General features: G+C 40.7%; 11 protein-coding genes. 3 read left to right on the top strand and 8 right to left on the bottom strand.

Annotation, left to right across the window (positions count from 1 at the left end):
- Nucleotides 1-14 precede the first annotated feature (14 nt).
- Nucleotides 15-386 carry a DUF423 domain-containing protein gene (locus UB51_RS10600; RefSeq protein WP_044877270.1) on the bottom strand — a complete coding sequence of 124 codons (372 nt, stop codon included), beginning with the start codon at nucleotides 384-386 and terminating at the stop codon, nucleotides 15-17.
- Between the two features lie 101 nt (nucleotides 387-487).
- Nucleotides 488-1,183 carry an AraC family transcriptional regulator gene (locus UB51_RS10605; RefSeq protein ID WP_234405650.1) on the bottom strand — a complete coding sequence of 232 codons (696 nt, stop codon included), beginning with the start codon at nucleotides 1,181-1,183 and terminating at the stop codon, nucleotides 488-490.
- A gap of 239 nt (nucleotides 1,184-1,422) precedes the next feature.
- On the opposite strand from UB51_RS10605, the gene UB51_RS28495 reads away from it, so the two are divergent.
- A complete protein-coding gene (locus UB51_RS28495; RefSeq protein ID WP_199925003.1) occupies nucleotides 1,423-1,596 on the top strand; it encodes a hypothetical protein in 174 nt (57 codons plus the stop codon).
- A gap of 171 nt (nucleotides 1,597-1,767) precedes the next feature.
- On the opposite strand, the gene UB51_RS10610 is transcribed toward UB51_RS28495, so the two are convergent.
- From UB51_RS10610 to UB51_RS10630, 5 genes are all read right to left on the bottom strand, one after another.
- Nucleotides 1,768-2,217, bottom strand: a complete 450-nt coding sequence (locus UB51_RS10610) for a GNAT family N-acetyltransferase (protein WP_044877272.1) — start codon at nucleotides 2,215-2,217, stop codon at nucleotides 1,768-1,770.
- Between the two features lie 50 nt (nucleotides 2,218-2,267).
- A complete protein-coding gene (locus UB51_RS10615) occupies nucleotides 2,268-3,143 on the bottom strand; it encodes an alpha/beta fold hydrolase (protein ID WP_044877273.1) in 876 nt (291 codons plus the stop codon).
- A gap of 29 nt (nucleotides 3,144-3,172) precedes the next feature.
- Nucleotides 3,173-3,850, bottom strand: coding sequence for an HAD family hydrolase (locus UB51_RS10620; protein ID WP_044877274.1), 678 nt, complete (start codon nucleotides 3,848-3,850; stop codon nucleotides 3,173-3,175).
- Nucleotides 3,851-3,914: 64 nt separating this feature from the next.
- A complete protein-coding gene (locus tag UB51_RS10625) occupies nucleotides 3,915-4,457 on the bottom strand; it encodes a GNAT family N-acetyltransferase (RefSeq protein WP_044877275.1) in 543 nt (180 codons plus the stop codon).
- A 419-nt stretch (nucleotides 4,458-4,876) separates the two neighbouring features.
- Nucleotides 4,877-10,069: a glycosyl hydrolase family 8 gene (locus tag UB51_RS10630; RefSeq protein ID WP_234405602.1), complete on the bottom strand. Its 5,193-nt coding sequence runs from the start codon at nucleotides 10,067-10,069 to the stop codon at nucleotides 4,877-4,879.
- A gap of 322 nt (nucleotides 10,070-10,391) precedes the next feature.
- Between UB51_RS10630 and UB51_RS10635 the strand changes: the two genes are divergently transcribed.
- On the top strand, nucleotides 10,392-11,234 hold the full coding sequence (locus tag UB51_RS10635) for an AraC family transcriptional regulator (protein ID WP_044877276.1): 843 nt from the start codon (nucleotides 10,392-10,394) through the stop codon (nucleotides 11,232-11,234).
- Nucleotides 11,235-11,326: 92 nt separating this feature from the next.
- Here UB51_RS10635 and UB51_RS10640 read toward each other — a convergent pair whose 3' ends face one another.
- Nucleotides 11,327-13,126: a CBM96 family carbohydrate-binding protein gene (locus UB51_RS10640; protein ID WP_052675859.1), complete on the bottom strand. Its 1,800-nt coding sequence runs from the start codon at nucleotides 13,124-13,126 to the stop codon at nucleotides 11,327-11,329.
- A gap of 470 nt (nucleotides 13,127-13,596) precedes the next feature.
- Here UB51_RS10640 and UB51_RS10645 point away from each other — a divergent pair, with 470 nt between their 5' ends.
- Nucleotides 13,597-14,628: a chitosanase gene (locus tag UB51_RS10645; RefSeq protein ID WP_082063102.1), complete on the top strand. Its 1,032-nt coding sequence runs from the start codon at nucleotides 13,597-13,599 to the stop codon at nucleotides 14,626-14,628.
- Nucleotides 14,629-14,642 lie beyond the last annotated feature (14 nt).

Raw genomic sequence — 14,642 nt, forward strand, 5'->3', positions numbered from 1 at the left:
TAATTGATTATTAATTATCCTTGAATAACGGAAACACTAACCAATATCCAACCTACGATAAAAGCAAGTCCACCAATTGGGGTGATCGCCCCAAGCTTTTTCACACCTGTGAGGCTTAGCACATATAGACTGCCACAAAATAAGACAATCCCAGCAAATAGAAACCATCCCGCTGTTTGTATAAGAGAACCCTGAATAGCCGTAGTATTGCCCAAGAGTCCAACAAGAATCAAGCCCAGCGCATGAGCCATTTGATATTGAACAGCCGTCTGATAGACTGCGGACATATCCGCGGATAGTCGTTTCTTGAGCGCATGAGCTCCAAATGCACCTAGAATCACCGAAATAACCATATTGATGCTTCCAAGCAGTAATAGTACCTGCATGATAATCCCCCTTACTATATTGATATGTTATTGTTCATTTAATCATTATAACAAGGAAAACGCTCTTGCAAGACTATTTCTTATACCTGAGTCAAAAAATCCTAATCGAGCCGCAGCAATTGAACATATTCCATAGGCGTAATCTCAAATTTGTTCTTAAACATACGAACAAGATGACGCGGACTGATCTTGGACACCCCAGCCAGTCTTTTAACAGAAAGTGGCTCACGATAATGCTGCTCTATATACATCCGTGTCTGCTCAAGAGCTGTGTCCAATTCATTATTCCCCTCTCCCATTAACTCATTAAACAGCCGATGAAGCAGTTCTTGAAATATATACTGGCTTCGAAATCGCTCAAGCCCATTCTCTCCGAATGAACTAAGATAAGCAGCATTACATATGACTGCAAGCGAGACTGCTGGAATTTTCAATAACTTGCTTAGATAAGGAAACGTAGGCTTACTGGAACCTTCAGGAATACTCTCTTCAGTCACTGAATCTGTATCTTCTTTTATATCAAATTGAAATACAAATAATTCTGCATCCGTATATTCGTCCGTTAAGAATGATAGATTCTCTCCAGGAGCGGATACATAGACCGAGCGTTCCGTGATGGACTGTTCTCCGTGTACTGTTGTAAACTTTCCATTCCCCTCAGTTAGGACAAACAACATATATGATGAATCCGCGGGAAATTTGAAATTTGTACTTCTACCGTGACTCGTTAATTTTTGTGCATTTCGCAATTTAAACCAAAGTTGATCTAGGGAATTCAATCGATTCGTATGCATCATTTCCACCGTCTTTCTCCATCCAATGGCTAGATTGAGCATTTCTAATTATAGCTATGAGCTATACTTTGTTACTCTTCTCTATTTTATTGATAATGATTATCATCGTCAATAGTCAATTTGTTTCTCATGCAATCACACCCTTTCTTACTTTTTAAATCAAAGGCACTCATCTCTGAACATAAAAGACAACGCAGATATGTTATAATGCTAAATATAAAAATTATTGGAGGATATGTGAGATGAAATTATATGTCATTCTCTCGTTTAACGAGGAAGAGATGGAGAATGTGTATGTAGGCGAAGACGAGGAAAAAGCTCTCGCGCTGAAGACGGAGGATTTTGATAATTGCGCTGCTCTGTTTGTAGAAGTTTGGGAAGACGGAGAGAAAATAGACGATTACCGTTTAGTTTAGTAATTAATAAAGAGCAACTGGTTGACCCTTTAGGGATCGATTAGTTGCTCTTTTCATATCTAACGAAGAGAATTCACGTCCCCTTCAAATTGATTGGCTACTTCCATCTAATATCTGACTGTGAAAATTGATAGATCAAAAATGATATTGTTGGAATAATTACCATCCTTATCATTCCTTATACATGTATATTAATGTTAAATTTTTACTTATTACTTCCATTCTATATGTTTTATATCCTAATTTGTTGTAAAGATATAAATTCCTAACGCTTTTATGTCCTGTAAATAGTTCAAATCTTTTAGTATGGTTAAACATATATTCAATGCATTCCATAAGTTTAGTTCCTATCCCTTGATTCTGGTAATTGGGGTTAACAATAAGTTTGCTTACTTTACATATGCCGGTATCTTCGATTGCTCTTATTGAGCCCACAATTATATCATCAATGACTGCTTTTAAAATAATGTGATTCTCATATTCCTGCTCTAACTCTTCAATATTCTGTGTAAGCGGTTGTATATTATTATCATTATAAATTTCAGCTTCACTTCTATAAGCTATGTATTGAAGATCTAGAATTTCTTTGAGTTCTGATTTATGGGCTTTTGATATGATCATTATGATATGTCCTTTCCTAAATAGATATCCTTATTTCCATCTCTACCCTCTTATACTAAAAAGTTTATGATTTCCTTGTTGATAATCTCTGCCTGTTCGTGATTAATTGCATGACCTGTGTCACTTATCATCTTGTAATACATCTTATTCTCTTTTAATTTTGCTATTGCCTTTGGATAATTTGTTAACTTATCGAATTCTCCTATCAAAAATAATGCCTTATCTTTTAGAATAGTTAACTCATCATTATCAATGATGACTATCTTGTGCTGTCTCATTGATTTGTTGTTAAAATACTTCAATAAATAGTACCAATGTTTCATTAACTCTTCATTTTCTCCAAACACAGAATAATTGGAGCCGCTCAATTTCCTTAATAATTTCACACAATTTTTTTCAGATGGGAATAAAGCCTCCGGCAAAAAGGCAGCCACCATTTTGGATATAACTTCGAACTGACTTGAGGGAATTCTTCCTGCCAAACATACCACTTTGTTCACTTTATTGGATCTCTTTATTGTATAGTAATAGGCTAAATATGCACCATATGAAACCCCAGCGATATTTGTTTCATATATTTCAAATGCATTTAATATCTCATCTATCCATAATAATGAATCGAAATTGTTATCATAATTTTCATTAGGTTCACTTTTTCCTGAACCTCCAATAGCATCAACTGCAATAACATAGAATTTTTCTGCCAATTCTTTAACATTATAAATCCACATCATTGCTGAATTATCAGCTGTCCCATGAAAGAGTAGTAATGAAGGATTTAATCGGTCACCTGCAGTAATAATATGTGTCTGACCGTAGGTAGTTTCGATCTTTCTCTCTTCAAATTCGATCCCCCATGAATTCAGTAATCTATCATAAGATTCATAAATCAGTTGTTTACCCATAGGTTTCTTATATCTTTCCATCAAGTGATTCCCCTCTCATGAACACAATTTCATAGAGTCACTTTCAAATTCCATTGTTCTATTATTTCTTCAATCTCTATTAAATCCCTTACTATTTCATCGTATTCGAATAAATCTTTATAGTATATATCCTCTTTCCAAATTCCTCTCATGCCAGCATCCTTGCTCGCCATTACATCATTGGTTGGATGATCTCCTACATAAACACATTCTTCTGGAAGTAAATTCATCATCTCAATAGCCCTAAGAAATATTGCCGGATCAGGTTTTCTTAGTCCTTCTAATTCAGATATTAGAATCACTTCAAAATACTCTTTAATCCCTAATGCTTGAATATTACTAGCTTGAAAATCTCCAAATCCATTAGTAATCATTCCTAGCCTATATCCCTTTTGTTTCAGTCTTTCTAATATTTCAATAGTATTGGGAAAAGCAGTTACACAGGAAGAAAAGCCAATCTTGTAATCAGATAGCAAATCATTCCAATCGAGTAATAAACCAAATTCCTTTACAAGCTCTTGGTACACCCTATCTTTCCATACATATCCACGACTATCTAGTTCAATAAATCTATTTAGGAACGTTTGTTTATTAACATATTGAACATCTTTAATCATCCGATCGAACTGATCGTTTACAAAATTAAGCAAGGATTTATTACGATCTAACAAGGTTCCATCCAAATCAAATATGATCGATTTAATCATTTCTTAGTCCCTTCATTCGTCTTATAGCAGAGTTATACGACGGAAATTTGAAATGCTTATGAATTCATTCTTTTGAGTTATTATTAAATCTAAAAATCAACTTAAGACCATCATTAGTTGTTTCACCGCATTCCTCTTTATACGTATCGCCAGCATACCCTTTAATGGTTTTTTTCCAAAAGTTTTGTGCTCTTACATTAGCTTCAGTGGGATTGGTCTGTAGCTCCCAACTGCCCATATGATTATTAAAAACTTCTTTCGCTGCATTTTCTGCGATACCCTTACCTCTAAAGGGTCGTAATAAAAAGAATTCATTCAAATAGTAATCGCTACCATGAGGTGTATAGGGTGGTGTTGCTACTAATGCAAAACCAGCGGGAATTTCATTTACTTTTATTAAATATGGAAATAGTATGGAAGGCTTCTCCCACCATATGTCGAAGACTTTATTCTGTTCGTTTAGAGTCTGCGTTCCATCCTCTTCATATACTCCATATTTATTGGGCAGCCATCCCCATATCTCTGATAAATCATGCAAATATAGTGGATAAAGATTGTTAATAATAAATTTCGTAGATGGGTCGGTTAAATATACTGCGATGTCAATAATGTTTCCTCCGTTCTGTCATATAACATTGCGTATTCCTGATGATTAAAGGGTCTGGATGAACATAGAATGTTTCGTAAGTTAATCCGTTACTACATGGGAATTATTCATTGTTATCCGAAGTTATGAAGAGACTTATCCATCCCAACGTGTCCGATAAATAATTGTACAAAAAGAGGTCATTCATTTAATAGCTCTTATATTACACCTGACTATTATACCATTTTAATCCAATCATATCAGGACATCAATTATTGTTTCTGCCAATTACGTACCCAGACTCCACATACAATCGCTGACCTTATCACTGTAGCGCTAGAAAGAACCCGAGGCCTAAGCCCGGGTTCTTTCTAGCTCACATATATACCTCAGGAAATTTGTGTCTCGTGTTTATCTCCCAATGAACTTCTACTATGAATTTAAAGGTATTTTAGGATGACACGATAGACAAGAACCGCCGCCTCTGCTCTTGTCGCCATCTGTTCAGGATGAAGTGCGTTGCCGTCACCTTGAACGATCTCTTCCTTGACCAATATAGCAACGCTATCCTTGGCATATTCAGCCACCTTCGCTGCGTCGGAGAAACTGCTGAGATCGGATGACGCTTCGATGTTCGATTTACCTGCCAATTTTAACGCTCTGGTCAACAGCACCATCATATCTTGCCTGGATATAGGCGATTTAGGATCAAATTGATCTCCTCCCGTTCCAGTAACAAGTCCGATCTTCTTGGCGACTCTCAATGCTTCATAATAATAGGATTCTGGAGCAACATCCTTAAAGTTGGCATCGGCTTCAGCTTTCAAGTCAAAGGCTCTCACTAAGAGCAAAACGAAATCCGCTCTTCTCATCTTTTGCCCAGGTCCGAATGTTTGATCCGATGTCCCATGGATGATACCTTTAACTGCTAGTTGCTCAATAGCGGTCTTCGCCCAATCGAAACGTGCATCTACATCATGGAATGACCGAACTTCAGGTTGCTTAGGCCCATCCGTAACAGGATCCGATGTTGAGCCATTATCAGATTGACCCGTGGTTCCCTTGTCCGCGTTGCCCGTGCTTCCGTTGTTCGTACTTCCGCTTTCCGATCCCCCATTACCTGTGCCACTGCCTGTAGAGGAAGGAGTCGATACGATTCTAATATTGCTAATTTTGGACATGTTACCAGCCGCATCGTAAGCGACGACAAAATATTGATACGTCGTATTCGGCATTAAATGGCTATCCCGATATTCCGTTCTCACCGTCGTATCCATGACAGCATTATTACGATAAATCTTATATCCCACAACTCCCATATTGTCAGAAGAAGGCGTCCATTTAAGCTCAACGCTCATATCTGATTTCACTTCTGCCTTTTCAATCGTCGCTTCCGTCGGCGCCTCGGCATCCACGATAGTCGGCGTCCACCAATTGCCCGATACAACGATCATACTTAACAAACGGAGCGTATTACCAAAGTAAACATCCTCACTCGTAGAGAGCCCTGCATTGTAATCCCACAAACCGTTAAGCCAATTTTGGTTGCCTGCATCCAGCATCGCACCGACCATCATTGGAGCAGAAAATGCAGTGTCCCCATATTCCTCCAATGCCGCTGAACCGTCCAGCTTATAACCTGCTTTGATTTGGCTCGGATCATCCTTTGTCTGCTGACGGATCCACTTGGTGAGCTTGTTCAATTGCTCCTTAGCCCGGTTGTCTCCTGTCAGGAGATAATCCGTGCCGATGCGCCAAGGCGTGCGGGAAGAATTATAGCTATAGTCGCCATCCGTTTCCGATTCTAGAAACTTCGGCTCCGCAGGAACGTATTTACCGTCTTTCTTCACCACAAAATCGGGGAGAAGTCCAGCATTAGGACTAAATTTATTGTATAATTCCTGGCTGATCGAATACGTTTTGTCGATCACGCGATCCCAATTACGATCACCCGTCACGTTGCGGAAATCCTTCAGGTGTTGCAGCATAAAGTCAGATGGGCGTGTCGCGCTGCCGTATTTAGGATCACTATCATCGACCCAATCCGCCAATTTCAACGTCCAATCGGAATGATTGACGTCATTCTTCATAATGGCATTGATCACTTTTTTGGCTTCTGCCAAATAATTAATTTCGCCGTTACTTCCCCACTGGCTGTCTGCAAGCAGTAAGGCATAAGCGATATCCATATCCCCATCTGTAGCGGAGTCAACACCGCTGACATCCACGATAGCCCGGCCTGTATCTCCCTGCTTCCAAGCCATTAGATCAGGATTAATACCGCTGGGATGAGCCCTGAAATAACGGTATAATCCATTAAAATAAGACTTAGCTTCTGGATCGTGTCCTGCCATGTTAGCAGTAATCAACATACCGTATCCATGGGCTTCAGAAACGGTTATAGAATCATAATCAACATTTAGTTCATCGTCATGCTCTTTCTCAAACCAATCTCCATCCGCATACCATACATAGTACTGAGAAGGAGCCGTTACTTTAAGATACGGATTCTTTTTCAAATACTTCTTCTTCCATTCATCATACAAGCGAGCCACGGTAGCATCGATTTGTGACTGTGGCTGATGATTCGGCTTGATTGAGCCTGCCGCAGTGACAGTATGCTGCGGGAAGGGCTTCTGAGTATCCGTCCCTATGTAAGAGGACTTCGTCTTCAACCTGATCTCGTCAGTGGCTATCGATTCAACGCTGCTCTCATTCACTGCCTTGACCGTATACTTATATTCCGTATTCGGCTCCAAACCAATATCATTAAAGGACGTTTCTTTGGTTGTTCCAGCGAGAACCTCGCTACGGTATACATGGTAACCCGTAGCACTTTTACCTGTTGATGCTTTCCAGGACAGATCAATTTGGAAAGGAGAAATCACTTTGCCTTTTAACTGAGTCGGAGCAGAAGGTGGTTCATTTGCCGTTGGATCTTTCAGTGTGCTGACTTCTACTTTATCTGAATTATCTCTGATACCAACGGCTTTAATGATCAGATTGTATTGAATAGCCGGATTCAAATTCTTAATTGTTAAGCTATATTGCTTCGTATCCGGATTAACAGCTACATATGTGCTCCAATGCTTGCTGATTTTGTCATCCTTCTCATATATTCGGAACCCTCTTACTGGCTCTTTACTGGACGATGGTACGTTCCAGGTAAGTATCGCCTTGTTGCTCTGTAGCTCAACCTTGACCTCTTCTACTGGGTCTGGCTTGGTGTCTGTTCGCTTAATTCCGTAATGATCGTATACCTTCAGACCATCTTCTCCATAGCCATCCTTTCCTTCGTCCTCTACAGCTGCAGTCATAGCATCAAATTTCAGAACCTGGTCCGAAAGGGACACATCGGTAAACATTTTCTTCTCAGGTTGTTCGTCGATTGCCGCAAAGTAATCATCGTAAGGAATAGCGTTGCCGTCCTTATCCTTGATCTCTTCAGGTTCTCCGTCTTTTCCAATCTGATATTGGTTATTCTTATAATAGAACTTATTGCCAAAGGCATTCGACATGAGATAAACCGTTCCTTTGGGATTGATGACGTTACCATCACCATCTTTCTCTAAATCATCAGGATCGATAACCTTGTCGTTGTACATCTGAAAAGACCTCATATACATGTGATCATGAGCCTCAAATACCATATCGATTCCAAGTTCGTCAAAGACGGGAATCAGATTCTTCTTGTAAAATTCAACGCGCTCGCCCTCCCATTGAGCCGAATTATCACCAGCTGCATAAGGGGATTTGTGGAACATAACGAATTTCCACTTCTTATCGGTCTTTGCCACCGTATTTTGCATCCACTTCACTTGATTCCAGAATTGTTCCTTCTTGTCATCGTCCCAATCGACGGCACTTCCATCCTCATTAACCTTCCCGTCAAATTGCGAGTTGAACACCATATACAGCCCATCGCCGTACTCATACGAATAAACGGAGCCGTCGTGCGTAGCATCTACCACTTTACGGGGCAAGTTGAAGTGATTGTAGAAGTTATTGTTCGGAGTTGTCGCATCCCCGTCCCAGTCTGAGATCTCGTGTCCACCCAGTACTGGCACAAAAGGTACCTTCAATAAATGCTCCTGAGCCAGGCCGAGCATCCACTGCCATTGCTCTTCCAGATCACCATTATCGACCAAATCGCCGGCACTAATGAGAAATTTGGGTTTGCCGATATGTTCATACGCCTTCTTGAACGTATCCGCCCATGGCTCGAACTCTGATTCGCTCGAAGCCTGCGAGTCGGACCCGACAATAAACCGGTATGGCTGAGGAGTAGCCATATCCGTCATGAAGGATCCGATTGAGCTCCATTCGGAGCCGTTCCCGACCCGGAATTTATAATCTGTTCCAGGCTTTAAATGATCCGCAGTCACTTTATGGCTGAGGAACGTCGTTTTATCCCCAGTTTCTCTGTCCTTCTCACTCATATAAGTAGAAATTTCATCTGCAAGACCGGTATACTCAATTACATTATCATTCGGAAATTCATTTCCTTGAATCTGGGTAGCCTCAACGACCTGCACCTTCGTATCGGTCGTGACGTCCGTATACCATGCAAAAGCGATGCTCGTCTTCGGGTCACCATTAAAGGCCATATTAATAAGCCTTGGCATAAATGGTGAAGCCTGCGCTGTAAAGTTCCAACGGATATCTCGAACGAGTGGTACACCATCTTCGCCTTGAATCGCCGCTTTTGGAATCGAAACCGTGTAGCTTTTACCGTAAGACAATGCGTCATGTTCGACCCGCAGTATGTCGTCTTTCACTTCGATCTTCAAGCCGGGAGCTGTCTGATTCTTTTCATCTACGACAGTAATAGCTTGATCTGGCACTAATGTAACCCCTTTGTTAAATTTGACCATAAACGGATCGGTTACCGACACCTTCTCCTCTTTATCGCCGGGAAGATGCATTAGATCAATTGTAGAATGAACGGGATTAATGCCAGAAATAGGCACGCCTGTCACATGAATGTTCCGGATTCTACTAGATCCTCCTCCGCCTATGCCTGATGGATTCTCTTTAGCGTTGGTAGCACTGTTCGAGTTGACCAGCCAACGAATGTACAACAGCTCCTTGTCGTCTGCATTCGGAAGCGGAAGCTTGTCAAGCTTACAGGTACCCGCCGGACAGTCGTAGCTGGATGATGTATTCATCTTAACGGTGCCGCTCAGCACATCGGTCCATGTGGAACGATCCGTGCTAACCTGCACTTTGAAATCGTTCGGACCTGAACCGGATGAGTTTTGTTCGGAAGACAAACTAATATCTTCATAGCTTGACGTAGAAACTGTCGCCAACCAATACTTCTTGCCTTCACCGTTATCCCAGCCTTGGTAGCTGATTTCTTTCTTTTCTTTATCGTAATTTTCGAAACTACCACCTATGTTCTGAAGAATGGAGGATGATTGATATTGACCGCCAGTAGCAAGGTGGATACCCTTCTCTCCCTCGTTATTGAAATTCCATTCGGCTAAGACTGTTCCAGACGAATCCGCTGAATCTACTTTCGTCCTCTCGGCATATGTAGCGCCCTGTAATGGCCATGGAATCAGCATGAGAACCATTAATAGAAGGGCCGCTTTACTCCAATTATTTTTTATTTTCTTCGTTGATCTCATTTTTTAGCCCCTTTTCATGTAATTAAAGCGCTTTAATTTTTAGGGTACATACTTCTCTTAGTTTCTCGTCAATACACTATCTCTCCCTTCCGAGAGGTTTAGAATCTTGTAATCAGATCCGTTATGATTTAATATATCGTTGTTTGCTCTATGGTTCTCGTATTATTCTTTTCAAAATTAATGATTTTCTACGTTTATTGCTATTATTTTTATTATAATAAAACAGTCAAAGTATAAGCGGTTTAATTTTATGATTAACATTTCGATTAGCATCGGTTACAATAAGGTCACGATTACATAGTAGGACTTTCTGGAGGTGCTCATGATCCGTTTCTATCGATCCGCTCCCTTCTACATCAGCCGAGAGAGCAAATCGCACTCAAGCATTCCTTCGGTACATTATCATGACGCTTATGAAATTCTCTACTTGATCTCGGGTGATCTGTATTATTTTATCGGCAATCAATCCTATCAAGTCGTAAGTGGTTCTTTGCTGCTCATTAGAATGAACGATATGCATAAGTTGATCAATCCGAATGGCTCAACTTTCGAAAGAGTTACTCTGCTGTTCAAGGAAGAGTACCTATGCGGATTGTTAGCCGAGGAATCCTCTTTCCATCCGTTGACCCCTTTTCAATCTGGTTCAGGTACGATCCGGCTAAGAGGCCCGGAACAGGGTTTTATCGAAGAAATCTTTGAGAAAATGATCGCTGAGCAAGCGAACGGATTGTCTGAATCAAGCCTTTACCTCAAAATCCTATTAGCGGAACTGTTAATTTTCATACATCGTAAAATAAACAGCGGCTGCCAACAACACTATCTCTCGTCAAATCGGTTTCATCAACATATCTCTCAGGTTGTCCATTACATAAATCATCATTATGATCAGCGCCTGACCTTAGATGATATTTCCAGACGATTCTACATGAGCCCCTCTCATCTAAGCCGAACCTTCAAAGAATCCACAGGCTTTACCCTAATCGAGTATGTCAATAACGTTCGAGTCAAACAGGCTTGCTACTTCTTGAAGGAGTCTAAATTACCGGTTTCAGAAATCGCTGAACGCGTCGGCTTTGAGAATTTAACCCATTTCGGGCGAACGTTCAAAAGCGTTGTTGGTCTCTCTGCCCTGAAGTTCCGCAAATCATGTGAAGTGGTTATATGATCATGACGAATACGAGCCAGAAATTCCTTCACCGAGGGTATCTGGCTCGCGCATAATATCATTATCTTGGCATTTAGAGATCAGATTAATAGTTAATTTACATTACTGCTATATAAACGCCCGCCACCTATGCGACTATCATTCTGTGCTGTCGTTCCTGTTGTGGCACTTGTTGCAAAGACAACGTAACCTGCTGAATTATCCAAGTTCACCGTGTTGTGATCGAAGGTATTGTTCTTTCCTGTTACATAAGCGGTACCATGTGTTCGAACCTGAAAAGCATCCACAATGTTCACATTTCCATTTCGGTAACCCTGATTGTAACGAATGATCGTGTTCGCCCCCTTTACATCCACGAAGCTATCCGCGCTGTTCTCGCCGCTAATTCCAGTTCCGTTGAACGTACAGTATTCGATAATGGTGCCACTCGCTCCTTCTTTCACATCAATGTGTTCAGCTGTAATGCCACCATCAAACAGGGTGTGTCTAATCACATTACCCGTTACAATATGCTCATAATTTGAGCTGGAATCCGATCCAACGTAAGCACCCTCGCCGTAGCCTGCTTGATATTTACCCGTGTCGTAAATCGTTGAATATTCAAGTGTATTATAGGAACTGCCATCACGGAAATGAACACCTTCATCTCCAATATTGTGGACTTTGACGTTGTTTACAAGATTGCTATTTCCGTTATCGATAATGATTCCTTTTTGCGCGTTCGTAATTTCGATATGACTAATTTTCCAATGGTCGCCCGTCAGATGTAAACCATAAGAACCATTATTCACATTTACTCCTTTTAGGATAGCTGGATGGGTCGGATCACAACTGGTTAGAATGATAGGGCTCGATGAAGTCCCATTCTTATCAGAATAAAAGAGTCCTTGACCACCGGGGTCTCCACTTGTTGAGCGATTTCCTGTGTAAATTCCTGGAGCAATGGAAATGACCGAGCCAGGTGTGGCTGTTTTCAGTGCATTTTGAATGGCGGATGTCGTATCCAGTGCTTGATTGCATCCTACCGGCGGCGTGATGTCTGCTTTCGTTGTAACCGTGGTCGTACTGCTTTGTACTGAGACATTGCCCGCGGCGTCTTTTGCTTTAATAGAGTAGCTATATGTCGTGGAAGCAGCTAAGCCTGTATCACTCGTGGAGGAGCCCGGTACACTTTTGACCCAAGTCCCATTCCGGTATACCTCATAACTTGTTACCCCTACGTTATCGGAGGAAGCGTTCCAACTCAAGTCGATTTGGCTGCTAGATGCTGCTGATCCGTTCAAATTTGTTGGTACAGTTGGCGCCTGCTTATCTCCTCCAGCATCACCACTGCTTATGATAACAAGCTGAGGTTTATTCGCAACATTCTCTTTACTGTTTAACGTCGTATATTTACCAGCACTCTCTTGTAGCACGAAGGAGGCAGTAACATCTCCCCCAGATTCCGTTATCACATAAGAAGTAACATCCATTTCATAGTAATTGTTCGAGTTATTCATAGATATGCTTCCAACTGAAACACCAGCTGTAGGCTTGTTATTCCAGGTTATAGATGATTGTGTCCAGTTATCCGTTGTCTCATATGCCGAAAGGACCGTATTCCATGAAGCACTTCCATAAACCCTTAATTTGGCATTGGTAATCCCAGGGATTCCTGCAAGATTGAATTTAAGGAAAGTAGCGCGTGAACTTATGGGGTCATTTTTGACAAAAAGAGATGCAGTTGTTCCAAAGTTTGAAGCAGGGCTGTTTTGTTGTACGTAGGAATCGTCTGATGGATTAAGTGTTGTTATCGTTGTGGCCAGCGCCGAGGTAGGAGTTATCATTATGAGCGATGAAATCAGGGTCACAACCAATGCCTTACCTATATTCCGTTTAATGAACCTCAACATTTAAATCAATCCTCCTCAAATACGTATATTTTATGTAACTAAGTATACGAGACGAAAAATATTTCATGTATATTTCTGAGCCCAACGGAATTATTTTAGATAAAATGGATCAATTTGGACTATTTTTCACTAATATGCATCATAATTTTAATAACTTAGTTATTTAAGCCCTGTTTAATAAAAATCTTCTTAAGTATACTCTTGCTAAATAATATGGTGATGGATGTTAATCCAAGAGGGGTTAAAAGTGACTTCGGTGTTGCTAATGGCACAGAATCATTTTTTCTATATGCAGCACATCTTTTAGCCTAAAAGTATAAGCGCTTAAATTTCATAATTAGAAGGGAGGAATATATTTAGCTTATAACCTTTATTGTTTTCACCCCTAAAGTTAAAGCGCTTAAATTACTGGCGAATACGTAGAATACTAATTATATGCTCAACTATCACATTATTATTGGAGGAATTATATGTATAAGACAAGTACTAAACCCGCTACAAATAGAGTAAAGTTTTTTGTTATCATGCTTTGTTTTATCGTTATTGCTTCATTTTCTGCTATGTCCAGCCCTATTCAAACGAAGGCTTTTGCTGATGAGAATATTGCTCCTACGGAGGAATATATCGATCCAAGTGAGTTATATGATGATTCAAATGAGGTAAACACAGATTCATTATCTACGATAGACGAAGATGTGTTCAGCCAAGAAGCCATAACAGCCATTGATCATGACGCTAATTTCTCTCCAGTGACGCTCCAGTTCCTGAAGACCAATACGGGTCTTAATGGCGAACAGTGGAATAACATTATGAAGCTCATCAACAAACCAGAGCAAGATTCCCTCGATTGGACAAAGTACTATGGATATGCTGAGGATATTGATGATGATCGCGGATATACCATCGGTATATTTGGGGCTACTACAGGCGGTTCTAACGACACTGGCCCTGATGGCCCAGCATTATTCAAAGAATTTGATGCTGCCAGTGGAGCTAGCAACCCATCGATCCAAGGTGGATTGACACGTGCCGGTATTAAAGGAACGATGAATGGTAAGATTTTGAAAATTACCGATAGCAACAGTGTTTTTGTCAAAAAAATCAATGCACTCCAAAATAATGCAGTATGGAGAGAAGCGATGTGGCGCACTTTCTATAACGTATATATCAAATACAGTGTGCAACAAGCGAAAAATCGCGGATTCAATTCGGCTCTGACTATCGGATCTTTCGTCGATGCAGCGCTAAATCATGGAGCATCTGGTGATTCTAATAGTCTCGAAGGCATACTCTCCCGGTCTGGAAACAGCACCAACGAAAAAACCTTCATGACCAATTTCTATGCCAAACGTACCTTGATCGTAGACACCAATGAATACAATCAGCCGCCCAATGGCAAAAACCGTGTGAAGCAGTGGAGTTCTCTCCTGAACTCGGGTGAGACGGATCTGAAGAATGCAGATGCTGCAGTTGTTAAAGCCACCAAATGGACCATGCAATAAATAAAGGTCGCATT

It is taken from the genome of Paenibacillus sp. IHBB 10380 (genome assembly GCF_000949425.1).
In the GTDB taxonomy this organism is placed as follows: domain Bacteria; phylum Bacillota; class Bacilli; order Paenibacillales; family Paenibacillaceae; genus Paenibacillus_AQ.

Bases quoted from the DNA above. Each gene is read 5' to 3' on its own strand.
- UB51_RS10600 (WP_044877270.1), bottom strand. From the start codon at position 386: ATGCAGGTACTATTACTGCTTGGAAGCATCAATATGGTTATTTCGGTG.
- UB51_RS10605 (WP_234405650.1), bottom strand. From the start codon at position 1,183: ATGATGCATACGAATCGATTGAATTCCCTAGATCAACTTTGGTTTAAA.
- UB51_RS28495 (WP_199925003.1), top strand. From the start codon at position 1,423: ATGAAATTATATGTCATTCTCTCGTTTAACGAGGAAGAGATGGAGAAT.
- UB51_RS10610 (WP_044877272.1), bottom strand. From the start codon at position 2,217: ATGATCATATCAAAAGCCCATAAATCAGAACTCAAAGAAATTCTAGAT.
- UB51_RS10615 (WP_044877273.1), bottom strand. From the start codon at position 3,143: ATGGAAAGATATAAGAAACCTATGGGTAAACAACTGATTTATGAATCT.
- UB51_RS10620 (WP_044877274.1), bottom strand. From the start codon at position 3,850: ATGATTAAATCGATCATATTTGATTTGGATGGAACCTTGTTAGATCGT.
- UB51_RS10630 (WP_234405602.1), bottom strand. From the start codon at position 10,069: ATGAGATCAACGAAGAAAATAAAAAATAATTGGAGTAAAGCGGCCCTT.
- UB51_RS10635 (WP_044877276.1), top strand. From the start codon at position 10,392: ATGATCCGTTTCTATCGATCCGCTCCCTTCTACATCAGCCGAGAGAGC.
- UB51_RS10640 (WP_052675859.1), bottom strand. From the start codon at position 13,126: ATGTTGAGGTTCATTAAACGGAATATAGGTAAGGCATTGGTTGTGACC.
- UB51_RS10645 (WP_082063102.1), top strand. From the start codon at position 13,597: ATGTATAAGACAAGTACTAAACCCGCTACAAATAGAGTAAAGTTTTTT.